19 protein-coding genes are annotated in these 25,925 nt (G+C 37.2%); 9 read left to right on the plus strand and 10 right to left on the minus strand.

The window, feature by feature from the left end:
- Positions 1-1,160: 1,160 nt before the first annotated feature.
- The 5 genes from GQR44_RS04405 to GQR44_RS04425 all read right to left on the minus strand — a co-directional run bounded on the left by GQR44_RS04405 (position 1,161) and on the right by GQR44_RS04425 (position 6,333).
- Positions 1,161-1,661 (minus strand): TIGR00645 family protein, encoded by a 501-nt coding sequence (locus GQR44_RS04405; RefSeq protein WP_166369661.1) that lies wholly within the window; start codon positions 1,659-1,661, stop codon positions 1,161-1,163.
- Between the two features lie 401 nt (positions 1,662-2,062).
- Positions 2,063-3,574 carry a DUF3360 family protein gene (locus GQR44_RS04410; RefSeq protein WP_166369663.1) on the minus strand — a complete coding sequence of 504 codons (1,512 nt, stop codon included), beginning with the start codon at positions 3,572-3,574 and terminating at the stop codon, positions 2,063-2,065.
- A 325-nt stretch (positions 3,575-3,899) separates the two neighbouring features.
- Positions 3,900-4,487: a GNAT family protein gene (locus GQR44_RS04415; RefSeq protein ID WP_166369665.1), complete on the minus strand. Its 588-nt coding sequence runs from the start codon at positions 4,485-4,487 to the stop codon at positions 3,900-3,902.
- A 63-nt stretch (positions 4,488-4,550) separates the two neighbouring features.
- Positions 4,551-5,063, minus strand: a complete 513-nt coding sequence (locus GQR44_RS04420) for a DinB family protein (protein ID WP_166369667.1) — start codon at positions 5,061-5,063, stop codon at positions 4,551-4,553.
- A gap of 157 nt (positions 5,064-5,220) precedes the next feature.
- Positions 5,221-6,333 carry a PQQ-dependent sugar dehydrogenase gene (locus tag GQR44_RS04425; protein WP_166369669.1) on the minus strand — a complete coding sequence of 371 codons (1,113 nt, stop codon included), beginning with the start codon at positions 6,331-6,333 and terminating at the stop codon, positions 5,221-5,223.
- Between the two features lie 479 nt (positions 6,334-6,812).
- Here GQR44_RS04425 and GQR44_RS04430 point away from each other — a divergent pair, with 479 nt between their 5' ends.
- Positions 6,813-7,991 carry a hypothetical protein gene (locus GQR44_RS04430; protein ID WP_166369670.1) on the plus strand — a complete coding sequence of 393 codons (1,179 nt, stop codon included), beginning with the start codon at positions 6,813-6,815 and terminating at the stop codon, positions 7,989-7,991.
- A 143-nt stretch (positions 7,992-8,134) separates the two neighbouring features.
- Here GQR44_RS04430 and GQR44_RS04435 read toward each other — a convergent pair whose 3' ends face one another.
- A complete protein-coding gene (locus tag GQR44_RS04435) occupies positions 8,135-9,034 on the minus strand; it encodes a bile acid:sodium symporter family protein (RefSeq protein WP_166369672.1) in 900 nt (299 codons plus the stop codon).
- A gap of 145 nt (positions 9,035-9,179) precedes the next feature.
- Entirely contained in the window at positions 9,180-9,578 is a 399-nt protein-coding gene (locus GQR44_RS20030; protein WP_166369674.1) for a DUF2061 domain-containing protein, read from the minus strand.
- A 392-nt stretch (positions 9,579-9,970) separates the two neighbouring features.
- Between GQR44_RS20030 and GQR44_RS04445 the strand changes: the two genes are divergently transcribed.
- The 4 genes from GQR44_RS04445 (at position 9,971) to GQR44_RS04460 (ending at position 15,341) form a co-directional block, all read left to right on the plus strand.
- A complete protein-coding gene (locus GQR44_RS04445) occupies positions 9,971-10,309 on the plus strand; it encodes a hypothetical protein (protein ID WP_166369676.1) in 339 nt (112 codons plus the stop codon).
- A 266-nt stretch (positions 10,310-10,575) separates the two neighbouring features.
- Positions 10,576-12,399 (plus strand): protein adenylyltransferase SelO family protein, encoded by a 1,824-nt coding sequence (locus GQR44_RS04450; RefSeq protein ID WP_166369678.1) that lies wholly within the window; start codon positions 10,576-10,578, stop codon positions 12,397-12,399.
- 789 nt (positions 12,400-13,188) lie between these two features.
- Positions 13,189-14,181, plus strand: coding sequence for a DUF1852 domain-containing protein (locus tag GQR44_RS04455; RefSeq protein WP_166369680.1), 993 nt, complete (start codon positions 13,189-13,191; stop codon positions 14,179-14,181).
- A 131-nt stretch (positions 14,182-14,312) separates the two neighbouring features.
- Complete coding sequence (locus GQR44_RS04460; RefSeq protein WP_166369682.1) at positions 14,313-15,341, plus strand: methionine synthase; 1,029 nt, start codon at positions 14,313-14,315, stop codon at positions 15,339-15,341.
- 326 nt (positions 15,342-15,667) lie between these two features.
- Here the strand turns inward: GQR44_RS04460 and GQR44_RS04465 are convergent, their stop codons facing one another.
- Positions 15,668-16,516 (minus strand): enoyl-CoA hydratase-related protein, encoded by an 849-nt coding sequence (locus tag GQR44_RS04465; RefSeq protein WP_166369684.1) that lies wholly within the window; start codon positions 16,514-16,516, stop codon positions 15,668-15,670.
- Positions 16,517-16,970: 454 nt separating this feature from the next.
- Between GQR44_RS04465 and GQR44_RS04470 the strand changes: the two genes are divergently transcribed.
- Entirely contained in the window at positions 16,971-17,417 is a 447-nt protein-coding gene (locus GQR44_RS04470) for a hypothetical protein (RefSeq protein WP_166369686.1), read from the plus strand.
- Positions 17,418-17,510: 93 nt separating this feature from the next.
- Here GQR44_RS04470 and GQR44_RS04475 read toward each other — a convergent pair whose 3' ends face one another.
- Positions 17,511-18,053: an RNA methyltransferase gene (locus GQR44_RS04475; protein WP_166369688.1), complete on the minus strand. Its 543-nt coding sequence runs from the start codon at positions 18,051-18,053 to the stop codon at positions 17,511-17,513.
- Positions 18,054-19,031: 978 nt separating this feature from the next.
- On the opposite strand from GQR44_RS04475, the gene GQR44_RS04480 reads away from it, so the two are divergent.
- Together GQR44_RS04480 and GQR44_RS04485 are read left to right on the plus strand one after the other, a co-directional pair.
- On the plus strand, positions 19,032-20,012 hold the full coding sequence (locus GQR44_RS04480) for a reverse transcriptase domain-containing protein (RefSeq protein WP_166369690.1): 981 nt from the start codon (positions 19,032-19,034) through the stop codon (positions 20,010-20,012).
- A 5-nt stretch (positions 20,013-20,017) separates the two neighbouring features.
- Positions 20,018-21,388: an AAA family ATPase gene (locus GQR44_RS04485; protein ID WP_166369692.1), complete on the plus strand. Its 1,371-nt coding sequence runs from the start codon at positions 20,018-20,020 to the stop codon at positions 21,386-21,388.
- Positions 21,389-21,983: 595 nt separating this feature from the next.
- Here the strand turns inward: GQR44_RS04485 and ubiG are convergent.
- A complete protein-coding gene (ubiG, locus tag GQR44_RS04490; RefSeq protein WP_277344350.1) occupies positions 21,984-22,688 on the minus strand; it encodes a bifunctional 2-polyprenyl-6-hydroxyphenol methylase/3-demethylubiquinol 3-O-methyltransferase UbiG in 705 nt (234 codons plus the stop codon).
- 476 nt (positions 22,689-23,164) lie between these two features.
- Between ubiG and gyrA the strand changes: the two genes are divergently transcribed.
- Positions 23,165-25,900: a DNA topoisomerase (ATP-hydrolyzing) subunit A gene (gene gyrA, locus GQR44_RS04495; RefSeq protein ID WP_166369694.1), complete on the plus strand. Its 2,736-nt coding sequence runs from the start codon at positions 23,165-23,167 to the stop codon at positions 25,898-25,900.
- Positions 25,901-25,925: the final 25 nt, after the last annotated feature.

The following is a 25,925-nucleotide window of genomic DNA, read 5'->3' on the forward strand; positions in this document are numbered from 1 at the left end:
GGTTAAGGTAACCAACTCGAAAAAATATTGATGATTAATCTAAACTTGCTCGTTTGTAATGAAAACAAGCAGTGTCATATAATGCCACATTTTAAGTTTTTTGCTTTTAAAAAATTAAAGCAACCACTAAGCACTGCGCTTCACGAAGGACACGAAGACAAAATTAAAAAGTTAAGATACTTATTATATTTTGACTTAACCTTCTTTTAACTTCGTGCCTTCGTGGTTAATGGTTTTTTCTTTTAAAAGATTAAAGCAACCACGAAGCGCTGCACTTCACGAAGGACACGAAGAAAAATTAAAAGATTAAGCAGTTTATCTTTTGATCTTGCCTTCTTTTAACTTCGTGCCTTCGTGGTTAATCGCTTTTGACCTTATCTTTTATCAACTAAGTAAGTTTGTGGTTAATGGTTTTTTCTTTTAAAAAATTAAAGCAACCACGAAGCGCTCCACTTCACGAAGGACACGAAGAAAAAATTTAAAAGTTAAGCTGTTTATCTTTTGACCTAACCTTCTTTTAACTTCGTGCCTTCGTGGTTAATTGCTTTTGACCTAATCTTTTTCAACTCATTAAGTTTGTGGTTAATGGTTTTGTGTTTAAAAGCATAAAGCAACCACGAAGCGCTACATTTCACGAAGGACACGAAGAAAAAATTTAAAAGTTAAGCTGTTTATCTTTTGACCTAACCTTCTATTAACTTCGTGCCTTCGTGGTTAATTGCTTTTGACCTAATCTTTTTCAACTCAGTAACTTTGTGGTTAATGGTTTTGTGTTTAAAAGCATAAAGCAACCACGAAGCCCTGCGCTTCACGAAGGACACGAAGAAAAAATTAAAAAGTTAAGATACTTATAGCAATTTATCTTTTGACTTAACCTTCTTTTAACTTCGTGCCTTCGTGGTTAATTGCTTTTGACCTAATCTTTTCAACTCAGTAACTTTGTGGTTAATGGTTTTTGCTTTTAAAAGATTAAAGCAACCACGAAGCGCTGCGCTTCACGAAGGAAAAAATTAAAAAATTAAAATACTTATCGCTGTTTATATTTTGACCTAACCTTCTCTTAACTTCGTGCTAAAAAAAACTAGGTAATAAAAAAGGCCTTGGTTTTAACATCAAGGCCTTTTCTAAGTAACTTTAAAACTTCACGTCTCAATCATTCATTAATACTTTTTATTTTTTTGCGATACGTTGTCTAAATATCCCATTACAAAAGCAGAAAGCACAAACGTTAGGTGGATGATCACAAACCACATCAGCTTATCATTGGCAATATTTTGCGCATCCATAAAAACACGTAAAAGGTGGATTGATGAAATAGCAACAATTGCTGCTGCAACCTTATTTTTCAGTGAGCCAGAATCGATAGTCCCTAACCAAGCAAGTTTCTCTTTATTCTCGTCAATATCCAATTTAGAAACGAAATTTTCATAACCTGCAAACATTACCATCACAAGTAATCCGCCTACTAATGTCATATCAATCAGTGATAACAATAATAAAATAAGGTCATTTTCAGTCACGCTTAAAATATTAGGCAATAAATGAATTAATTCCTGAAAAAACTTGATTGTTAAAGCTAATAAACCCAATGATAATCCCGCATATATAGGGGCTAATAGCCAGCGAGAAGAGTAGATAAGGTTTTCAATAAAACGTTCCATAAAGCCCAACTTAGTAAAGTAAAAAAAGATGACAATATATACACCTATTGAAAAGATGCAATGATAAAAGAGGTTAGATATAGCAATAATTGGATAGGAAAATAGGTTGCTTTGAGATCATCATTGGTAAGTGATTTGTTATTGATTAAAGGCGTGAAAGCTTAATAGGCGATATTGTTGCTTTAGCCCTGAATGATGACATAAAGCTGATGGCAGCCTTGAGCTGATGATAGAGAAGAGCGGAGGATAGTGCAGAGTGGAAAAATGTAAAATGGGTGAGGAGATGCCAGTAAAGCCAGTGTAAAATTAAATCTCTTGATCGCTTTAACTTTACACTGACGCTTATGGCTCTTTATTAACGTTTATAAATAGTCATTATTCTATGTTGAATAATCCTTAGATCATTGACGGAAGCTTGATATTAAAGCTGGAATACCAGGCAACATACCTACTGCCGCCATCACCGTTGTTAACACCACAAACATAATTCCCGGTATGATCCACCGATTCATCTTACTCAATTCAGAGCTACGCTCTTTACAACCAATCAAACCAAGGTTATCAAGTAACATAGTAATCGACCAACCAAAAGCAGGGTTCACTAATGCAGAAGCAAAAACAACAATCGCTGCTGATTGAGTTGTTTTGCCTTCGCGTGTCATCTCCATTCCAGCTTCAAGTAATGGAATAAAAACCCCTACGATTAATGCAACGCATAACACTGGCTGCCAGATGGCTAAATCCATTGGATAACCCCATATTGCTGCTATCACACAAAATAGTGCAGTTAATAAAGCACCAGCGGGAATAGGGCGCTTAGCGATAGCTGCAGGTATTAAATAAGTCCCCCATGATGAAGTGAAGTTAGAACCACCTAAAAGAGAACCAAACACTTGACGAATAGATGCGGTGGTCATCGTATCATCTATATTCATTTGTACTTTTTCAGTACGCTCTGGGTAACTGATCTTTTGAAATACTTGATGCCCCAAGAAATCTGGTGACCACATTGCCACTGCTAAGATGGCAAAAGGTAATACGACCACAAAATTTTCTATTGTAGGCATACCTAACATCCACCCCGTATCCTCTCCCCACCAATACATCGGATTCAGGTTAGGCAAACCAGGGCTAGTCATAAACTCAAAAGGGGCGCCCATAGCAAAAGCCAGCGAACCACCTAACAAACAACTCAAAGGAACGGCCAACCAGCGTTTCCGCCAATGTTCAAGTAAAGCGTACAATATAATGGTGCTAATAATGACGATAAAAGGGATGTGCGACATACCAATATCGTCTCCCCAAGAAAGCAATTTTTTAACTTGTGAAATAGTGCCTACAAAACCGAGATACAGTAATAACCCACCACAAACCCCTTTACTGGTCAGGTTGGCTAATCGACTTCCTCCTTTACTAATAGCCAAGATCAAACCAAATGCACCAATCAATAACCCAAATGCCATTGGATGCCCGCCTGCTGCCACTACAATAGGAATAAGCGGAATCAGTGGCCCGTGAGTACCCGCTAAGTTAGCCGTGGGCAGTAGAAAGCCGGAAAAAAGAACAATAAAAATGGAAACGATTAATAACTCATAGCGTACGTTTTCTAAAATAAAGCCATCATCAAGTCCGAGTGGTCCTGCAAAAGTTGCAGCTATTGCTCCGACCATTACGATTTTACCAATTGTGGCTGCCATCGCAGGTATGGTGTCTTCTATCTCAAATCGATAATCTTTGAAGGGTAAATTGGGGCGCCAACGTTTAGGTGCCATGATTTGTAACTCGTGCTCTAAGTATTCTTCTCGTGTATCAAATTCTGAACTCGGTTTATGTTTTTGCGCGTAATTCAGTTGCTCTATACTTTTTTGAGATGTTGACTCTTGTTCTGGTGTGGCGTTAGAAGCATTGTGCATTATCAGTCCCTATGGTCACTATTAAAAAATCACTAAGAATTTCAATGCTGTAAACTAACTCAAGGTGATACTTATTACTAACAACGATATACAACCATTAGCACTAGCTCATGTTTTTAATTAATTTAGCGTTATCTTTTGAATACTATTTTTTTATCGGGTTGGTCATGAAGTTAATCATTTAGAGGGGAGAAGTTTCAATCTAGAGCCAGTTATTTCAGTGGATAAACTACTTTATAAAGAATGATTAGATTAACAATGTATTTTTGTTTATCTAATCATACAAGTTTATAGGTGCACGTATTTTTGTTTCGCTGTAATACTTTTAATATTTTTCCATCTTAAATATCAAATTCTTTTTAACCGCTGCCCATTCAATGTTGATGATAGAAAATACAACTGTATCTCTGTAAGCACCATCGGGCATTTTTTGATGATTCCTTAATATACCGTCTTGCTTTGCACCCAAACGTGCAATTGCCGCACGTGACTTTTGATTGTGCCAATGCGTTCTAAACTCTACGGCAATGACATCAAGGACTTCGAATGCATGCTGTAATAGCATGAGTTTACATTCGCTATTTATTGATGAGCGTTGATAGCTTTTTGAATACCAAGTGTAACCTATCTCGAGACGACGATTGACAGGATCTGCATTACAAAAACGTGTTGAACCAATGATTTTACCGCTGTGTTTAGCAACAATAACAAAGGGTAACGAGAGTCCTTTTTCCTGTTGTGCTAAGGCCGTGGAGATATAATCATTAATAGACGCTGAAGAAGGAACTGAAGTGAACCAGAGATCCCAAAGGTTACCATCTGATGCTGCCTCGACCAAAGCGTCGGCATGTTCGCGACGTAATGGCATTAACGTTACGGAATGAGATGCTAACTCGATTTCTTTTAAAAACATGTTTTACCCTTTACCTTTACCCATTGCGCTTAGTGAAGTTAGTCAAATTATTTAATGTCTATATTAAGTGGTATTACGCTCTATAGCCTGTGGCAACCAAATTAGATCCGTCACACCGCAATCCTTACCACATTGATTTAATAATGTGCTTAATTGACCACGATGGTGTGTTTGATGGTTGAAAAAATGTGTAACTGCAAACCAATATTCGTATTGTCTAGGTTCGGGGTTAACAATGCTTGTATAAAGCAATTGTCCCGATAACACCTGATCGGAGAGTGAGTTTATCCATGCTAAAATTGCTTCATCGGTTTCTTTGCGTGCAAGAGTTAACTGGTTGAAATCTTGATAGAGCTCCTGATCAAGCCCATCTATTGGAAAAGGGGTACCTAAGAATCGACCAAGCCAGAGTTTATCGGCCAGCAATAGATGATTAAGCGTGCCATGGATTGATTTAAAAAATGCACCTTTATCACTTCGCCTCTCGGCATCAGGTATATCTGCACAAACTGAATAAATGCGTTCATTCATCCATTGATTATATAGCGCCATATCTTTAGCTTGTTTCAGATGCATCTTCGTTCCTGTTATAAATGGATATAAAGTTTCTATTTAACGGGTGATATCTTCACCTTATGCCTGAATAGAAAGTAAGTAAATAGAGTTAGTTCATCACGAATTAGAAGCTGCACAGGTAGTAGCAATTGCTTGTCATTATTTGCAATTAGCTATTTTAAGGCATTAATCTTAGGATCCCTTTTCCATCAATACCTAAGTAAATATACCCATCACTACCTTGAATTACATTTCTGACTCTGCCGATATCAACTAACAACTTAGTTTGTTTGACAACGCTTTCGTTATTTAACTCTAATAACACTAAATGCCCAAACTTCATTGAACCAAGTAATATTTTACCTTGCCATTGAGGGTATTTATTACTGCTAATATAGACCATGCCAGAAGGCGCAATTGAAGGATCCCAGTACAATTTAGGTTGCTCCATCCCGCTCTTTTCAGTGATGTCAGTATAATTAGTACCAATATAATTAACACCATAGCCGATAACTGGCCAACCATAATTTTTACCCGATTCAATCAGATTAACTTCATCGCCGCCTCTTGGACCATGTTCGTGTGACCAAACTTGGTTGCGATCAGGCAGATTAATTAGCCCCTGAGGGTTCCTATGCCCATAGGAGTAAATTGCTTTTTTAGCGTTAGCTTGTTGATAAAAAGGATTGGAGGTTGGGATGCTACCATCAAGATTTAATCGATAAATTTTACCGCCATCCAATGATACATTTTGAGGGTTTTTATCACGTTGTCCGCGGTCACCGATTGAAAAGTAAATAAACTCATCAGTGATGGCAATCCGACTACCGTAATGCTGGCCCTTATTTGAGTCACCTGTAGCAAGGTATAAATTTTTCTGTTCAATTAACTGATTATTCTTAATATCTAACTTAGCTCGCATTAAAGCTGTATTGCTGCCCGTCGCATTTTTACTGGAATAGGTGAAAAAGATGAGCTGATTTTTGGCAAAGTCAGGATGTAATGCAATATCAAGTAAACCACCTTGCCCATTGTCATGTATTTTGGGCAAACCTGTAATCTCAATTGACGATTTTCCTTCAGTTAATAACCATAATTTGCCTGAACGTTCCGTTGCTAACATTTTTCCATTAGGTAACTGAACCATTCCCCAAGGAATTTTTATATCAGACCAGATCGTTTCTGTTTTGTATTGGGTTTTATCTTCAATAATAGGAAGTGGTTGCATAGCCTGTGATGAAGTCGCTATAAGGCTTAGATAAATGAACAGTAGTCGATACCAATATTTCATATTTGCTCCTTCATAGATGGGAGTAAGCGCTTACTAAAATAATGATTGATGCTGGTGGTTGAATTTTAGTCACTTCACTATACGAATCTAGCATGAAGTTTACAAGGTTGGTTTTAAAAGTCCGGAAAGGTTAAAATTCTGAGCTTTAGATAATACGAGCCTCTTTTTTAACCTATCTATATTCAATTCTATGCTAAAAAATATCTTTTAATTATGCCTATAAATTTTCATTGACTTTTTGTTTGATATAAAAATTATATTTTTGACATGTGACTCAGTATCTATTGAAGTAATTGTTTATCTTTTGAATCGGTATGTGTTTTAGTTTGTATGAGGCATTATTTTAGTGCCTTTTAAAATTTAATTCTTCTAGGGAGCAGCTAATTTACAGGCTTAAAGGGATAAGCTTATGAAAGTAATAGATCTATTAACTTTGTACACTAAAAATATAAAATTTTCTAAATTAAAAGGAGATCGTTATGAAAAACATTTATCTTTTATTATTAGGGGCAACATTATCTTTAATGGGTTGTAATAGCAGTAATAATGACTCGAAGACTAATGAAGGCAATTTTTTAGACAGTGCTGTAATAAATATAGGTTATAAAACAGATACATTAGAAGGTGTAACAGATGCTTTTGGTAAGTTCGATTATGTAGAAGGAGAGTCAGTAATATTCTTTATTGGTGATCTAGAATTCCCCCCTGTACTAGCATCCCCCACAATCACTCCATTAGATATCGCTGCTTCTAACGATACATCAGATCCTAAGGTTGTTAATATTTTACGCTTGCTTCAGACAATTGATGAGGATGGAGATCCAAGTAATGGTATTACGATTACTGAAACAGCAAAAGAAGTTGCAACTCCCGTCAACTTCAATCTACCCGTAGATGAGTTTGCGTCCTCTGAAAGTGTAATTGGATTAGTTAATAATTCAGGTTCGAAAAAAACTATTTTAGTTTCTCAAAGTGAGGCCATCGCACATTTTGAAACAACATTACTTGATGAAGGTGTAGAGTTTATTGCTAATTCCACAATTGTCGGTACTTGGAGAGCAACTGACAATGTAAATGATTTATTATTATTTATTTTCTTTGATGATGGCACATATATTCACGCAGAAGTTTATACAACAGAACTCGATGAAGACAGCGGAATGGAATGGGGAACCTACACCCTAGATAGTGAAACCGGTCTTATCACTGCGACTCAAAATTTTGATTCAAATGATGGTGGTGGACTTAGTGATGTCGAAACAATAACAGCACAAGTTTCAGGTAACCAATTAACACTTATTGCAAGTGATGTTAGTGAGCCCATTGAGTTTGAACGTATTACATCAGAAGGTATATTAGGTACTTGGGTTGCAGATGTAGGTGATGACCATTTGTTATCTTTTGTATATTTAGATGATGGGTCATATGTCCATTTAGAAGTAATAGATCAATTCGCTGGAGTGGAGTGGGCTAATTATTCACTAAATAGTGAAACAGGCGAATTTAATATTACAAATCTTATCTTTGATGAAAACGGAGAAGCAGGTTTAACTGATATCGATTCTTTGGTTATCGATGTTACAGAGGATGTTATGACCTATGAAGTCACTGAACCAGGAGAATCAGATAGTCACACTATAGAGTTTGAGCGTAAATAATGATTTTATATTAATTATTTATTCTAATAAAAAACTATTGCATTAATTGCTTATTATATTCATAGCTACCTTTCATTAATGATATCGAGTCTTAATGTAAGGTAGCTATTTTGTTAGCTGACTACTTATTTTTATTATTGATTCTAAGGAGTTACCTTGATTGGCATAATCACTTTCTCTTTGTTTAGAAGCCAATATACAAAAATGAACGCAGGTATATTCATTAACAGTCCATACATTAAAGGGATCGTCGCTAATGCGGGTTGATTCATGATAGTGAATGCAATCATCATCGCTGTGCCAGCATTTTGAACACCCACTTCTATGGCAATGGTTTTTCTATCGGTGTCGTTAACATTCAACTTTCCTGCAATAAAATAAGCAATGATTAGCGCTAGGCTACACAAAGTTATCACCGCAAAACCCTGTAAAGAAAGCATCGCAGGAATGATTTTTAAGTTTGTTAAAACAAGCGCAGTAACCACTAATAACATGGCAATTGTTGAAACCTTTTTCATAAAAGGAATAACAGACTGTGACCATTGATCTGCGAAATAACGAATGCTCATACCAATCACTATTGGTAGCAAGGTGACGACGGTAAGTTGTTTGATGGCAGGTAATAAAGGTAAGTTAAAATGTTGGCTATCTGCGCTACCGCTATAATGAATAAAGCCAACAAAGGCGATAGGGATGATAAATGGCGATAACATACTCATGACACTGGTTAAGCAGACACTTAAGGCGAGGTTACCTTTGGCAATAAATGAAAATAAGTTTGATGTCGCACCACCGGGACATAAAGCCAACAAAAAAAGTCCGGCTGCCGCTGTTTGATTAAGGGAAAAAGCTTTAATAATAAACAGCGCTAATATTGGTAGTAAAAGTAATTGTAATAAAAAACCAATGATGGCGACTTTAGGCGCTTTTAATACCGCTTTAAAATCTTTTATCTGTAAACTTAATCCCATCCCTAACATCACAATACCTAATACAATAGGTAACATAACTTGAGAAACAGTTTTAGCGATAATTGGATCCATAACACCCCTTAATTTACGTAGTTTAGGAACGACTCGATGACGTTAATATTACTGGGTATTGTGGTTTTTCGTTTTGATATGGCGCATTCTTTACTGTTTTTCTAAAAGGTATTTCTACACTTTTACTTGTATTTTGGGTGTTTCATTAAGCACGCAGAGGATGTTCAATGTTGTGCTCCGCATTTTTCTTTTTGAAAACCCAGGCTTTTTCATGAAAGAAATAAGCAAAAGAGTTGATCGTTGGTTCAATAGTTGCCATTAGTCCGCCTAAGAAAGCGTCGCCAGTTAAAAGGTAAGTGACAATGAAAGCAACATTAAAGTGAATAATTGCAAAGCTCACTGTTTTGACTTTTGTCATTGATTCTCTCTTTTTAAGGAACGGTGTATGTTGCCAAACTTTTTCATGAAAATAGAAGGCGACAGTATTAACCGCAGGTTCGATAATCGCGATCAAACTACCTAATAAAAAATCGCCTGTTAAAGTAAAAGCAACTAAGGTTGCGATGCTGAAATGGATCACTGCAAAAGTCATTGTTTTAATCATTGTGTATCCCTCATGGTCTATTTTCTTTCTCTGCAAACATTATTGATAATCATTATCATTTAGTCAAGGTGAAAATTCCTATATTATTGATAGGTTTTACTGTTTCTTTTGGATTTTTTAATCGACATTTTTATTTTTTAACGGTAACCAATTGAATAATTTACATTATTGATGTTGGCTAGCTAGATAATCGATTGCGTTTGTAGAGCGAATTAATAGTCGTATATGGCTGTTTGTAAGGAATGGATATTGTTAGGCCCAATTTGTGGATGTTCCACACTTGATTCGTACTTAGTTATTGCAGGCAATGTTAATAGTTAATGGAGTTATTGTTTTCCTGTTAAGGTTAAATATAATGATTCACCTAATCAATCAGAACTGAAGTTAATAATATGATACCCATGGGAAGTGTTGTTACTGCGTGTATGTTCGCAGGTTTAATCGTTGCCGTACCACCAATGGCAAAAGTGTGTCCTCGCCCGATCCGTCTTAGCATTGGCGTTATTTTACTCTCCGCAGGGTTATGGAATATATTCTGGTACGCGAGCCAACATTTTAGAGAGTTTTGGGGGCTTGCTGCCTTATGTTCTGGTGTGTTAATGGTGCTGACTTCACTCTATATTGTTAAAGCAAGCTGGCTACCGTTGTTTTTGCGTCGTGCAAAACCAGTTGTGTTATTAATGCTATTGGGTTTTGCGGCACTCTATGCGATAACGATATATCGATTATAAACTTAAACCTCTGTGAGGAGGTTTTGCCTCTTACCTTAAACATACGTGTATGAGCTTCACCATTAAACGATTTATGCGACAGCTAATAAAAATCAAACAGCCTTCACCAGCTTAGAGGGGGCAACATAACTATGGTTTGCTGAGACATTTTGAACAAGTAAAGAACTCTCTAAAATAACAGGGTAAGATAGTAATCATTAATACTTATCTCTATGCTCCTTTATCTCTATCAACCTTTATTTCTATCAACGCAGGTATAAAAAATTATGACAAATCGACTGCCTCAGAAAAACAACTCGACTGTATCTGCTATACCTACTAAAGATATTAGATCTACTTCTCCAACGCCTACTATTTCTACATTCGATGATCTGGCTAAACAGGCAAATTATTCCCTGATGGATACACTCAATTGCGATCCAGATGCGACAGAAAATGGCAATGATCATAGCGCACGACAAGTATTCTCAGGTCACTATGTTCCTGTTAATCCAACACCTATTAAAAACCCTGAATATGTTGCGCACAGTAACACTTTTTTTGCCGAACTTGGCTTAGCTGACACGATGGCAGAGTCTGCTGATTTTATGCGCATGTTTTCCGGTGACATTTCTCAAGTGCCAGAGCCGATGCGCAAGGTTGGTTGGGCGACGGGATACGCACTTTCTATTTACGGTATTGAATACACTCATCAATGTCCGTTCCAAACTGGCAATGGTTATGGGGACGGGCGTGCAATTTCTGTACTTGAAGCTGTCATTAACGGTCAACGCTGGGAAATGCAGTTAAAAGGCGGTGGCCCAACACCTTATTGCCGCGGGGCGGATGGTCGTGCTGTTTTACGATCTAGTATTCGTGAGTTCTTGGCGCAGGAACACATACATGCTCTTGGTGTTCCTACTTCACGATCTTTGAGTTTGTACGTATCAAAAACGGAAAAGGTAAAGCGCCCGTGGTACTCGGAAGGCTCGCGTTTGGAAAATCCGGATATGATGGTATCTGAAGCCGTCGCCATTTCGACACGTGTTGCACCGTCATTCATTCGTGTTGGCCAACTCGAACTTTTCGCTCGCCGTACTCGTGAAGATGATCTGCTCGATGAACAACTTCATGCGATGCAAGAACTCGAAAAAATGGTGTTGCATTTGATTGACCGTGAATACGCAGATGTTGTCGATAGTCAGCTACCTATGCCAGAAAAAGTGCTGTTGTTGGCGCGCGAATTTCGTAGCCGCCTGACGTCCCTGATAGCTAATTGGATCCGTGTTGGCTTCTGCCAAGGTAACTTTAACAGTGATAATTGCGCCGCTGGTGGCTTTACACTTGATTATGGTCCCTTCGGATTTTGCGATGTGTTCAACCCGTATTATCAACCTTGGACGGGCGGTGGTAATCACTACTCCTTCATGAATCAACCTAAAGCAGCACAAAGTAACTTCGAGATGTTTTGCTCGGCTTTACGTCCGTTGCTGGCATCAGATCAAGACGACTTGCTAGTACTTGATGAGATTCAAAGTGAATTCTCGACAATCATGCATTCGAAAATGCAAGATATGTGGGCTGCCAAGTTAGGCCTTAGCACGCTAGAACCCGCTGCACACAAAGCATTGCTTAACGAATTACAAATGCTAATGATGCAAACGCCTATCGATTATACTATTTTCTTTCGAGAGCTATCGTTGATACCCAAGGATATTCGTCCACTCAAAAAAAGCTTTTATAATAGTTCAAGTGATCTAAACGACTCAGACTCCCAGCAAACGGACACACGTTGGATGGAGTGGTTTGTTAAATGGAAAACACTCCTCAGTTGTGACTGTGATGCAAATGCGATTGCGCCGAGAACTCTTGAACAAGTCTCTAGTCAGATGAAGCTAGTTAATCCAAAATACATTTTACGAGAGTGGTTCGTTAAGCCTGCTTACCAGCAAGCAACAGTCGGGAATTACACTTTAATTCGAGAATTACAAGAGGTGATGACACAGCCCTATACAGAGCAGTCGCAGGAAGTAGAAGATAAATACTATCGATTGAAGCCGCTTGAGTTCTTTAAACTAGGAGGCGTATCTCATCTTAGTTGCTCGTCGTAAACCTTTAGGTTTATAGCAAAACCTGACCTGCAGATCTTGTTGTAGGTTGGGGGATTTAGCGGCTGGACTAGCGAACTACTGTGTTAACTCGTCTGCGCTCGTCCAGTCACTTGGATGTTAATTTGCTTTGGGTATCGCCCTGTCGGCGGACAAACTTTTTTATCAGAAAAGACTTTTTACCCACAACGTGCAAAGAAACTGACACCGACTCGCTTTCTGATCCAAATAATAAATTGCTTTTTTAACGCACCAGCTGTTACTGGCCATCCTTGGCCAGAACGAGCCTAAGCCAAACATCCTGTTTGGCTTTACTAAAATGAATTGGTTGATTGGAAAAGCTCAACGGTGGAGAGTTGTCGTCGCATTGAGTCTCGACATTTCCAATCACTCATTGATATACCTATTTTAATTGTATGTGGGACAGCACGGAAATGTTCAAAACAATGAACAAATAGGCCCGACGAGTACAGACGCGTCAACCAAAGCCAACCTACACCAAACCTAATCCAACTTCAATCTTCATAAACCGTCCAAGCTTATCGCTAATTTTATCCTGCACTATTCACAACCAAAATCTTTATATTAGTTTTATTCATGTTTATTTGAAAATTAATCATTTTTATTCATGATTGATTTAACGTATAAAATACACACTGCTTTTGAACGCTAGGCGATATTACCGTGAGTTTTTAATTTAGCGTCGTAAAAATCGGTAAGGTTGTTGACTAGAAAATCCTGAGTGAACAGGGAATGTGCAGATTTTATGATAGAAAATTGGAGCTAAAGACGATGAAGACAGATTTTACATTTACGATTAAGAGCACTTGTTTAAATGAACATTATCAGCCCACTGACAATACACGTGCGACGACTAACTTTGCCAATTTAGCGCGCGGCAAAAACCGCCAACATAATCTTCGTAATGCGTTAACAATGATCGATAATCGATTTAATGCCTTAGCTAATTGGGATAACCCACAGGGTGACCGTTATGCAGTGGAGCTTGAGATTATTTCTGTTGAAATAGACATTGAGAATAGCGGACAAACATTTCCATCCATTGAAGTTCTAAAAACTAATATTGTGGATCATCAAACCAATCAACGCATTGAAGGCATTGTTGGCAATAACTTTTCATCGTACGTGCGAGATTATGACTTTAGTATTTTGTTGTCTGAGCATAACAAGAATCAATCTTCATTTAGTATTCCAGATGATTTTGGTGAATTGCATGGCAAATTATTTCAGTCCTTTTTAAATTCAGCGGTTTATAAAGGGCATTTTAATAAACCGCCTGTTATCTGTTTAAGTGTGGCGGAAACTAAAACTTATCAACGAACTGAAAATCAACATCCTGTGTTAGGTGTTGAATTTCAGCCTAATGCATCTTCTTTAACGGAGCAATATTTCAAAAAGATGGGCTTACAGGTGCGTTACTTTATGCCTCCCAATAGTGCTGCGCCGTTAGCTTTTTATTTTGTTGGTGATTTGTTGAATGATTATACAAACCTTGAATTGATAAGCACTATCAGCACCATGGAAACGTTCCAGAAAATATATCGTCCTGAAATTTATAATGCCAATGCGGTGGCTGGGCAAACTTATCAACCGAATCTAAAGAACTTAGATTATTCATTAACACATATTGTTTATGACCGAGAAGAACGAAGCCGATTAGGCATTGCGCAGGGCAAGTTTGCTGAAGCGCACTTCATCAAACCGAATAAAAATATACTTGAGCAGTGGTCTGCAAGTTATAGCCAGCAACCTTGTGTAGCTTAATGAAACGATAAAACTAAATAGCAAAAATTAAATAGCCAAAGCTAAATAATAAAAACTAAGCAACAAAAGTTAAATAATAAAAAGCTAAGTAATAAAAGCGCTAAATACCGAATATAGGAAAAATATTGATTATGAAAAAATTATTACCAACGTCTACCGCAGGCAGCTTGCCTAAACCGTCTTGGCTTGCAGAGTCTGAAACATTATGGTCTCCATGGAAACTACAGGATCAAGCATTAGTAGATGGTAAAAAAGACGCGTTATGTGTGTCATTACACGAGCAACAACAAGCAGGCATCGATATAGTCAGCGATGGTGAACAAACCCGTCAACACTTTGTGACCACCTTTATTGAACACCTTAATGGTGTTGATTTCGAAAACCGTAAAATCGTTAAAATTCGTGACCGTTATGATGCAAGTGTACCCACGGTAGTTGGCCCTGTGAGTCGACAAAAACCAGTGTTTGTTGAAGATGCTAAGTTTTTACGTCAACAAACTGATCAGCCAATAAAATGGGCGCTGCCAGGTCCAATGACTATGATCGATACGCTGTATGACGATCATTATAAAAGCCGTGAGAAACTCGCTTGGGAATTTGCGATCATTCTTAATCAAGAGGCCAAAGAGTTAGAGGCCGCTGGCGTTGATATTATTCAATTTGATGAGCCAGCTTTTAATGTGTTTTTTGATGATGTTAATGAGTGGGGTATTGCTTGCTTAGAAAGAGCGATTGAAGGGCTTAAGTGTGAAACCGCTGTCCATATTTGTTACGGCTATGGCATTAAAGCCAATACCGATTGGAAAAAAACCTTAGGTAACGAGTGGCGTCAATATGAGCAAGCTTTTCCTAAGTTACAAGCATCCAATATCGATATTATCTCGTTAGAATGTCATAATTCTCATGTGCCGATGGATCTACTTGAGCTTATTCGCGGTAAAAAAGTAATGGTAGGGGCTATTGATGTAGCAAGCAATACGATCGAAACGCCAGAAGAAGTGGCGGCCACGTTACGAGAAGCTCTTAAATATGTTGATGCAGATAAACTTTATCCTTGTACTAACTGTGGCATGGCACCGTTATCGCGTGAAGTAGCAAGAGGCAAGTTAAAAGCCCTCAGCGCGGGTACTGCCATTGTTCGAAAAGAGCTTTCGGCTTAACTTTTTAAGCGTAGTGTTTTGGACGAGTATTCATACACTCGTCTTAACTAAGCCAAACATTCTGTTTGGCTTTACTAAAATTAATTTACTGATTGGGACAGTTTAACGGTGGAGAGTTGTCGCCGCATTGAGTATTGGAACTCCCAGCAAATCTTTGATATACATACTTTAATTGTATGTGGCAGCACTTTTATTTAGCTTGAAATCAAAAAATAATAATGCCAGATTTTTTAATGAAAATGAAAGGCTTGACTCCCTTGGTGTAAAAAGACTTGACCCCTTGGTGTTAATTTCAATGTTTGGGTGCAGCACTTCGTATTTCCCGTTCAGTCTAATGCAGCCTTACTTTCCATTTTTTGCTTTTCTATAAACGTTGCAATAGCGGCATGTATATCGGGGGAGGTTGCAAGTTGATCAAAGGTGAGTTGATCATTGATAAGTGCCTCTTTAAAAGTCTCGCTATGAGAAAGTGCCATACGTTTTTTAAACTGTGCAAGGGCTTTCTTATTTAAGTTGTCATTTAATTGCTGGGCTAAACTAACTGCTTTTAAAACCACCTCAGAATCAGGAACCACTGTTGTAACTAAGCCAATAGAAAGCGCTTCAACAGCTCCGACATAGCGACCTGTTAGCATTATTTCCATAGCGCGACTTTGCCCAACTAAGCGTGGAAGTCTTTGCATTCCACCAAAACCAGGGATCAATCCAGCTTGGAGTTCGTGTTGGCGGAACTGAGCACTTTCTCCTGCGATTCGAATATCGCAAGACATAGCAAGCTCATTACCACCGCCTGCACTTATACCTGAAATTGCGGCGATCACTGGCTTTGGAAAGCTCTCGATGCGGTTATAAACTTTATGTGCAATAGCTGCATGCGTCATTTCACCTTTATCCACACCTTTGAGGCTTTCACCACCCGCCCCAGCGGAGAAAACTTTATTTGTTCCTGTAATAACAACCGCGCCAATATTTTCATCACTTTCAGCTAAATTAAGGGCTGTATTGATCTCCGCTAGTACGGCTTTTGAAACTGTATTACGGGGAGGGACATTGATACTCAATAATAAAACATTGTGTTGATTAGTTACTTCAATATTTTCAAATGTAGTTTCGGCCACTTGGGCAGTAACGGCTGAACTCATTGTAAATAGTAATATAATCAATAGCTTTTTCATCACTTTCCCTTTGATATTTAATAAAATTTATCTTTCTTTCTATTTCAGTGGCTACGGGGCACTACACTCAGTGCAACGTTTAATAATCGATGCTTTTCATGTTTTTAATATTGAGCATTGTTGATTGCTAACATTATTGATGATGAATGATAGACGAAAAATAAAGTAAGGGGTAAGGAGAAACAACCCAATAACAATGGGCTATTTTACCCATAATGATATGTGCTTGCTTAGATTTTTGAGGTGTGTTGGAGGCATTGTCGAGTGAGCTATCTTAGTTGAAAATTTGTTTCCTTTTTGATCGCATTATTGATTACCTTTTTTAGGTAAAAATGAAAAAGTAGATAAACCAAGTTATTAAATGAAAAAAGAAACCGAAAATTAAATGGAGTCAAATTTTATTGTAACCATCTGATATTAATTATTTAAATGTGTGGGTGCCCAGTGTTTTGTAATGCAAAATGAAAGACTTGACCCCGTTGGTTTTTCCTTTCGAGAGCTATCGTCGATACCCAATGACATTCGTCCATTGAAAAAAAGCTTTTACAGCAGTTCAAATGAATCAGATACCCATCAAATGGACACGCGTTGGATAGAGTGGTTTGCAAAATGGAAAACGATTCTTAATAACGACTGTGATGCAAATGCACCGAGAAGTATTGAAGAAGTGTCTAAGCAGATGAAGTCGGTTAATCCAAAATACATTTTACGAGAGTGGTTAGTGAAACCGGCTTACCAGCAAGCTGCCGTTGGAAACTATACTTTATTGCGAGAGTTGCAGAGTGTGATGACACAGCCATACGCAGAGCAGTCGCAGGAAGTGGAAGATAAATACTATCGCTTAAAAGCGCGTGAGTTTTTTAATTTGGGTGGCGTTTCCCATCTTAGTTGTTCATCGTGATCATTAAGCTTTAAAAAATATTGCATGATCATACATTGATTCGTTGCCTATTCGTTTTATACCTATTTGTTTCAATGTATGAATGTTCGTACTTTATTTTTTTTGACGAAGTTGTTTTGCACATTCCGCTAATACAATTGCACCTGCTGTAGAAACATTAAGTGAATTGCCCATGCCAGACATTGGGATATGGATGTGTTGATGGCTTAATGTTAAAGCCGCTTCACTCACCCCTTTACGTTCATTACCTAACACTAATACGGTGGAAGATGGATAATTAACCTCACTGTAATCAACTGAATCATGACAGAGTTCTACGCTATAAATCGTGTAATTTTTATCTAATAATGTTTGTAAGCTTTTTGACGTACTATCGCTATATTCAACATTCACCCATTTAGCTTCATTTCTAGACGCTTTTTTTAGTTTTTTATCTGAGATAGTTAATTCACCGCAAACAATAATTTTTTCAATCGAAAAGGCATCCGCTAAACGAATAAAAGATCCAACGTTGTAACTATTGGTGACGTGATCTAAAACGAGAATCAAAGGTGTTTTGGGTTGCGTTAAATATTCATCTCTCGCTGGCTTCGTTTCTCTGAGCTCCGTTTTACTTAATTGTATATTTTGTTGCATTGATTTATTGCTCATGTGATTTTTAATAATAGGTTTCAGATAACCAGTACTCAGTTGATTTATTGACTGCTCAAGCAGAGTATTTGGGTGCACGCACTTTAACACTTATCTGATAGTGATACTTGGGATTGTTTAGATTGTTCCATCACGAGAACCTGAACCGTAATGCTTACCGTGTTTTATTGTTACTGATTGATATTATTTATTTTAACGAATGATTGGAGAAAGCTTAGCGGTGGGGGATCTGTGGCTGTTTTTGTGTTAACTCGTCTACGCTCGTCCAGTCTAATTGATGTTTATTAACAGTGTTTTCACCCTGTCGGCGACATACTTTTTCTTACCAGAAGAATACTTTTTACCCACAACATGCAAAAAGACTGGCTCCCAATTCATTTTTTAATCTCCTTTTTTGTAAATAAAGTAATGACAGCCTTCTTAACGCACCGCTCATACTCGACATCCATGTCTCGAAATGAGCTAGCAACGGCAAAGGGCACGCAGAGCTTAGCCCGCTCATATAACTATGCTGTCGCATAATTCGCTCCATGCCTAACCTTGCTAAAGGCAATCATTAATTCAGAAAAACTCAACGGGAGGAATGGACGTAGCCATATTGAATAAGGTTTTATTTTTAGCTTAAAGGCAAAAAAAAAGACCTGACCCTCTGATCTTGTTAACTTTGGTTTGCTATTATCTAAAATAGATTATAATATATTTTTGCTGACCGACTAGGAGTATCTCCAGTCATCTGAGTTAGCCTCTAAAAGTGATTAGAAATGTTTAACCTTGCCTATCCGCAACTATATAAAAATGGCCATGGATAGGCAAAGTTGTAAATATAATGTTTTAATTAGTAATTGCATTTATTTATGCATATCACCTACTCACCTACAAAGATCCAAAGCCTCATTATCAGGCTTCTGCTTTTTGATATTTAATATCAATCTCGACTTTATTATTAAAGAATAAGAAAGCAATATGAATGATATAACTCACTCTGAAAAAAAAAGCCTACAATCTATATTTAAGTCTCATTATCATGAGAAATACTCCTTCGAAGATTTTTTGAATTTTGATCAAGAAAAAGAATTTTCTACTATTGAAATAGATACAAAGAAAGGAGCTAAAAAAGAAATATTTAAACCGTCAGATAAGCTACAGGATTATTTACGTTTTTTAAATAATTATATTTTTCAATATGCGGATACAAATACAAATGTTGTTTACTCGTATAGAAAAGGTACGAATCCTTATCAAGCAGTAGTTAAACATTCAGCTAACAACTTTTTTTTTCAAGCTGATATAAAAGGTTTCTTTAGTAGTGTAAAGCGTCAAGATATTGAGTACGTGTTGAATAATAAACTAGCTCAGTCTCCAATATCAGATTTAAATATTTATATAAATAGAATTTTAAACCTTATAATGGTTAATGATTCATTGCCAATTGGTTTTGCCAGCTCTCCAATTTTAACTAATTCATTACTAAATGATTTCGATAATGAATTAGAAAAATACTGTCTTGACCAGGATGTTATTTACACTCGTTATTCCGATGATCTAATTCTTTCAGCAAAGACTAAAACTCCGCTAATTAATTTAGAAGATTATATATCTGAGATGTTGGTGAAATTTTTTAATGAACGTTTAAAATTAAATGAAGAAAAAACTAAGCTAACCCAGAAAGGTAATAAAATAAAGATATTAGGTATGGTAATTTTACCCACTGGAAAAGTAACGGTTGATATTAAGGTGAAAAAAAATATTGAAATATTATTCCATTATTTTATTAATGATAAGAATAAATTTGTAGATATTTCTGGTGGAAATTATGAAGCTGCTTTAGATAAATTATCAGGAAAAATTAACTATATAAACACGATTGACCCAGATTACTTGATTAAACTAAGAAAAAAATATGGTAACTACATCGTAGACATGTTTTTTCATAAGTCTTATTGATAATTATGCAACTCAATATAAAAATATCTAACGTGCAACATGTAAAAGAATTGATTTTTTCAGTAGATCTAACTAAAAATAAATTACAGTGCCTTGTCGGTAAAAATGGTGTAGGAAAAACAACTTTAATAAGGGCTCTTAAAAACATTCAATCAACTGATACATTCAAAAAAACAGCATCCCCATATATATTTCATAAACATAGCCGAATTGTTTATACAATTGATAATAATATTTATAAGTATGAATATCATCCGCAACTTAAAATGATTGATTCTAAAAAAATAATACCTAAAGAAATTAAAGACAATATTTTCGTTGAACTGCCAATTCCTCATGGTTCAAGGTTTTCACATTTTCAGTCTCTCGGTGAAATAGATGATGAATTACGAAAAAGTATTCCTTTAGAAAATTATACTGTTCCAACTGAGTTAATTAATTTTTTATCTAAAATATATGACACTGATAAATTTTCAGCTTTAAAAGAAGTAGTAATAAAAAGAAAACGTTATTACTTTATTTTGAAAGAAGATGATTATTATATAAGGGAGGATTATTTAAGTTCTGGTGAATACTTTGTTATTTCTTTATTTAAAATGGTCCAAAGTAGATGTAAGTGCATTGTAATTGATGAAATAGATATTAGTTTGGATTCTTCTGCACAAATTAATTTGTTAGATGAATTAAGGATACTATGCGATAAATATGAAATTAATGTTATTTTTACAACGCATTCTTTAGCGATAATGAGAAAACTTAAATATTCAGAACTTCAATATATGGAATCTCATGATGGGATAGTGAGTATTACAAATAAATCATACAATTTTATAAAAAGTATGCTTTTTGGATTTAAAGGTTGGGATAAGTATATTATTACAGAGGATGAAGTTTTAAAAAACTTTATTGAGTACCTTCTCTATAAAAATGGAAATAATTTTTTTCATAAATATATAATTTTATATATTGGAGGAAGCAGCAATGTTGCTGATTTAGTTGAAAGAAATAAACAACAAAATTTCTTTTCAACTGACGAAAATATTATGGTTATTTATGATGGCGATCAATCTGAAGCAAAATTTACAATTAATATTGAAAATGCTGAATGTATACCTTTTGAAAGCATAGAAAAAGAGCTATATGACTCATATAAAACGACTCCAACTGATTTTCCACATATTCCTAAGTTACAGAATCAAATAAATCAGATTAATAAAGAAAGTAAGAAGGGGAAAAGAGTTTTTGATGCCTTAATAACTGCGTATGACAGTGGTTGGTCAGAAAACGATATATTTGAATATTTAATTAAAAAAAATCCAGAAGAAATTCAAAATTTTACTACAAAAATAATAAATTTTCTGTCGTCAGTAGATTAAAATAATCGACAGTTTTAGTTTTTATTAAACGATAGCCAACGCGGCTACAACTCCCCACCGTGAAGCTTTCCCAAATTATGAATCCCTTTCAGCAACAGCAAACAGGACGTTTGCTGTAAGTTCATTCGGCGCATGGACGCGCCGTATGAACTGGTGCGTTAAGAAAGGCGATCATAGTTTGGGATCAAAAAGCGATTCGGTGCCAGCTCTCTTTGCTTACTTTCTCTACTGGTTTAGAGAAAGTAAAGTCGCCGACAAGGGCGAAATCAAAGCTAATAAATATCAAACTGCCTCGACGAGCGCAGACGAGCAACAACCTCCCCGTCAAGTTTTTCTGAATCAATCACTGCCTTTAGCAAGCTAAGGCAGGGAAGCCGTTGCTAGCTCAGTTCGAGACATGGATGTCGAGTCTGAGCGGTGCGTTAAGAAGGCAGTTATTTATTCAGGTTAAAAAACGTTACGGGTGCCTTTTTCTTTGGTTACTTTCTTTTGGGCACGCAAAAGAAAGTAACACGCCGTTAGGGCGGAACACAAAGCTGGAAATATCAATTCAACGCGATGAGCGAAGCCGAACCAATACCTACATCAATACAAATCAAAGAACCTTGGTACACTTCAACATATAATTAACATCCACATTTTGCGTGATCTTAAACCCATTCATCAATGGACTATATTCCACACCACACAGATCATCACAATGTAACTGGGTTGCATCAATCGCAGTTAATAACTGCGAAGGACGAATAAATTTCTCATATTCATGCGTACCTTTAGGTACCCAACGTAACACATGCTCTGCGCCTAAAATCATCATCACATAGGCTTTCCATGTTTTATTAATGGTCGAAAAATAAACCGTGCCACCGGGTTTGACCAAATCACAACAGGCTTGAATAACAGAGGCTGGGTCTGGCACATGCTCTAACATCTCCATGCATGTCACTAGATCAAACTGCTGTGGATGCGCTTGCGCAAAATTCTCTGCGGTGGTTTTTTGATAATCAACCTTAGTTTCAGTCTCTAAAGCATGTAAACGTGCAATTTGTAATGACGCATGTGCCATATCAATGCCCGTTACGTCAGCACCTTTAATTGCCATGCTCTCTGCTAAAATGCCGCCGCCACAACCAACATCGACTACTTTTTTGCCAAATAACCCATCAACACCTTGTTCTATATATTCCAAGCGTGTTGGGTTTAGCATATGCAACGGCTTGAAATCACCTTCTAAATCCCACCATTGCTCCGCCATCGCAGAAAACTTTTCAATTTCTTGCTGATCGACATTCGCTTCCAGCGCATTATCTTGTAATGAGGTCGTTTGTGCTGCGTTATTCTGTGATGGGGTGTTTTCAGCCACGCTATTGTCATCCTATTGAGTTGCGATTTTTATCCCCATGATACTTCAAGATGCAAAATCAACAAACCAAATTGTGCTTAGTCGATAGGTGTAAAATTGAACTTTCGAGAGATTAACTTGGTTAACCTTGTATCGTGAGAATCGTTAAAAGGTATGATCAAATTGAGAATAACGCTCATTATGTGACAACAATAACGAAGAGGAAATTTATTTTGCGATTCTAAGGGGCTTAAAATGCCACATGTGGTTGTGTGAAAAATGAGCGGTTAGTTAATAAATGCCCCATATTGCGCCATAAAACGATTCTCAGGCGATTTTGCTCATTAAAACGCTTCTGCCAAGGTGCATTTGTGCTACTATCGGCCTCTTACTAAATTCAGTCTATTTCCACTAAATTAAGGATTTCAGTTTCTATGAGCGAATTTGCCTCTGACGTTTCTCCAATTAATATTGAAGATGAATTAAAAAATTCTTATCTTGAATACGCAATGAGCGTGATCGTAGGTCGTGCATTGCCCGATGTACGTGATGGCCTAAAACCCGTTCACCGTCGTGTTCTGTTTGCCATGAATGTACTACGTAATGATTGGAACAAACCTTACAAAAAATCGGCACGTGTTGTTGGTGATGTTATCGGTAAATACCATCCACATGGTGACACTGCGGTATACGATACAATCGTTCGTATGGCGCAAGACTTCTCTCTACGTTACATGTTAGTTGATGGTCAAGGTAACTTTGGTTCTGTTGATGGCGATAGCGCCGCGGCGATGCGTTATACGGAAATCCGTATGCAGAAATTAGCGCATGAATTATTAGCCGATTTAGAAAAAGAAACCGTTGATTACGTACCTAACTATGATGGTACTGAGTTCATTCCTGAAGTGCTACCAACAAAAATCCCGAACCTATTAATTAATGGTTCATCGGGTATTGCGGTTGGTATGGCAACGAACATTCCACCTCATAACTTAGGTGAAGTGATTAGCGCTTGTTTGGCATTAATCAAGAATGAAGATATTACTATCAATGAGTTGATTGAACATATCCCAGGCCCTGACTTCCCAACGGCTGGTATTATCAATGGCCGTAAAGGTATTGTTGAAGCTTACCATACGGGTCGCGGTAAAATTAAAGTACGCGCTAAAGCTGACATTGAAGTTAATGAAAAAACTGGTCGTGAAACGATCGTGGTTCATGAACTACCGTACCAAGTTAATAAAGCCCGCTTAATTGAAAAAATTGCTGAATTTGTTAAAGATAAAAAAATTGAAGGTATCAGCGCACTACGTGACGAGTCGGATAAAGATGGTATGCGCATGGTGGTTGAAGTTAAACGTGGCGAAGTGGGTGAAGTAGTTTTAAATAACCTTTACGCACAAACGCAAATGCAAGTGACATTCGGTATTAATGCCGTTGCACTTGACCACGGTCAGCCTAAATTATTTAACCTAAAAGAGATGTTAGAAGCGTTTATTCTGCATCGTCGTGAAGTAGTTACTCGCCGTACTGTATTTGAGTTACGTAAAGCGCGTGACCGTGCACATATCCTTGAAGGGTTAGCGATTTCATTGGTTAACATTGAAGCCATCATTGAAATGATCCGTAAATCTCCAACACCAGCTGAAGCGAAATTAGCGCTACAGTCTCGTGGTTGGGATTTAGGTGCTGTTGCTTCAATGTTAGAAGCAAGTGGTGTTGATGCTGCGCGTCCTGATGGATTAGCAATTGAGTTTGGTATTCGTGATAACCAATACTTCATGACTGAAATTCAAGCACAAGCGATTCTAGATTTACGTCTACACAAATTAACTGGCCTTGAGCACGAGAAAATTTTAGGCGAGTACAAAGAGCTATTAGAAATCATTGCTGCTTTATTATTCATTCTTGAAAGTCCTGCTCGTTTGATGGAAGTGATTGAAGAAGAATTAGAAGAAGTACGTGATAACTTTGCCGATGAACGTCGTACTGAAATCACTGAATCTGAATCTGATTTATGTATGGAAGATTTGATCGTTGAAGAAGATGTGGTAGTAACACTGTCTCACGAAGGTTACGTTAAGTACCAACCATTATCAGATTACGAAGCACAGCGTCGTGGTGGTAAAGGTAAAGCAGCGACTAAGATGAAAGATCAAGATTTTATTGAGAAACTGTTAGTAGCAAGTACGCACGATACGATTTTATGTTTCTCTACCCGTGGTCGTCTGTACTGGTTGAAAACATTCCAATTACCATTAGCGTCTCGTCAAGCACGTGGTCGTCCGATTGTGAATATTCTGCCGCTTGAAGAGGGTGAACGTATTACTGCAATCTTGCCAGTACGTGAATATGAAGATGATAAATATGTCTTCATGGCAACGGCTAACGGTACGGTTAAGAAAACGGCATTAAGTGCTTATAGTCGTCCACGTTCAAGTGGTTTAATTGCGATTAACTTAAATGATGACAATGAATTAATTGGTGTTGCGTTAACCGACGGCACTAATGAAATTATGTTGTTCTCGGACGCGGGTAAAGTGGTTCGCTTTAAAGAAGCGGAAGAAAGCGAAGTAACCGATGAAGAAGGTAATGTTGTATTAGATGAAGAGGGTAACCCTGAGATTAAATTCAAAGGTGTTCGTCCAATGGGTCGTACGGCAACGGGTGTTCGTGGTATTAAATTAAATGAAGGCGGTAAAGTTGTTTCATTAATCGTACCAAATGCAACGGGCCACATCTTAACAACAACAGAAAATGGTTACGGTAAACGTACGCCATTAGAAGATTACTCATCTAAGAGTCGTGCAACACAAGGTGTTATCTCAATCAAAGTGAGTGAGCGTAACGGTAAAGTGGTTGGTGCGGTTCAGGTTGATGATAATGATGAAATCATGTTGATCTCTAACCGCGGTACGTTAGTACGTACACGTGTTTCTGAGGTGTCGGTGGTCGGTCGTAATACACAAGGCGTGACATTAATACGTACAGCTGAAGATGAAAAAATCGTTGCATTACAACGTATTGAAGAAATCAAAGATGTACCTGTTTATGATGAAAACGGTGACTTAGTATTACAAGCACCAGCGGTAGTTGAGGGTGAAGTAGAAGAAAGTGAATCAGAGGCATTAGATAATGTCGAAGAGCAACCAACAGACGCACCTGAATAACAGTTAATTACAATTTAATAAGCGG

The sequence above is a fragment of the Psychromonas sp. SA13A genome (genome assembly GCF_011378715.1).
Taxonomy (GTDB): domain Bacteria; phylum Pseudomonadota; class Gammaproteobacteria; order Enterobacterales; family Psychromonadaceae; genus Psychromonas.

Coding starts and splice junctions, on each gene's coding strand:
- GQR44_RS04405 (WP_166369661.1), bottom strand. CDS start 1,661: ATGGAACGTTTTATTGAAAACCTTATCTACTCTTCTCGCTGGCTATTA.
- GQR44_RS04410 (WP_166369663.1), bottom strand. CDS start 3,574: ATGCACAATGCTTCTAACGCCACACCAGAACAAGAGTCAACATCTCAA.
- GQR44_RS04415 (WP_166369665.1), bottom strand. CDS start 4,487: ATGTTTTTAAAAGAAATCGAGTTAGCATCTCATTCCGTAACGTTAATG.
- GQR44_RS04420 (WP_166369667.1), bottom strand. CDS start 5,063: ATGCATCTGAAACAAGCTAAAGATATGGCGCTATATAATCAATGGATG.
- GQR44_RS04425 (WP_166369669.1), bottom strand. CDS start 6,333: ATGAAATATTGGTATCGACTACTGTTCATTTATCTAAGCCTTATAGCG.
- GQR44_RS04430 (WP_166369670.1), top strand. CDS start 6,813: ATGAAAAACATTTATCTTTTATTATTAGGGGCAACATTATCTTTAATG.
- GQR44_RS04435 (WP_166369672.1), bottom strand. CDS start 9,034: ATGGATCCAATTATCGCTAAAACTGTTTCTCAAGTTATGTTACCTATT.
- GQR44_RS20030 (WP_166369674.1), bottom strand. CDS start 9,578: ATGATTAAAACAATGACTTTTGCAGTGATCCATTTCAGCATCGCAACC.
- GQR44_RS04445 (WP_166369676.1), top strand. CDS start 9,971: ATGATACCCATGGGAAGTGTTGTTACTGCGTGTATGTTCGCAGGTTTA.
- GQR44_RS04450 (WP_166369678.1), top strand. CDS start 10,576: ATGACAAATCGACTGCCTCAGAAAAACAACTCGACTGTATCTGCTATA.
- GQR44_RS04455 (WP_166369680.1), top strand. CDS start 13,189: ATGAAGACAGATTTTACATTTACGATTAAGAGCACTTGTTTAAATGAA.
- GQR44_RS04460 (WP_166369682.1), top strand. CDS start 14,313: ATGAAAAAATTATTACCAACGTCTACCGCAGGCAGCTTGCCTAAACCG.
- GQR44_RS04465 (WP_166369684.1), bottom strand. CDS start 16,516: ATGAAAAAGCTATTGATTATATTACTATTTACAATGAGTTCAGCCGTT.
- GQR44_RS04470 (WP_166369686.1), top strand. CDS start 16,971: ATGCAAAATGAAAGACTTGACCCCGTTGGTTTTTCCTTTCGAGAGCTA.
- GQR44_RS04475 (WP_166369688.1), bottom strand. CDS start 18,053: ATGCAACAAAATATACAATTAAGTAAAACGGAGCTCAGAGAAACGAAG.
- GQR44_RS04480 (WP_166369690.1), top strand. CDS start 19,032: ATGAATGATATAACTCACTCTGAAAAAAAAAGCCTACAATCTATATTT.
- GQR44_RS04485 (WP_166369692.1), top strand. CDS start 20,018: ATGCAACTCAATATAAAAATATCTAACGTGCAACATGTAAAAGAATTG.
- gyrA (WP_166369694.1), top strand. CDS start 23,165: ATGAGCGAATTTGCCTCTGACGTTTCTCCAATTAATATTGAAGATGAA.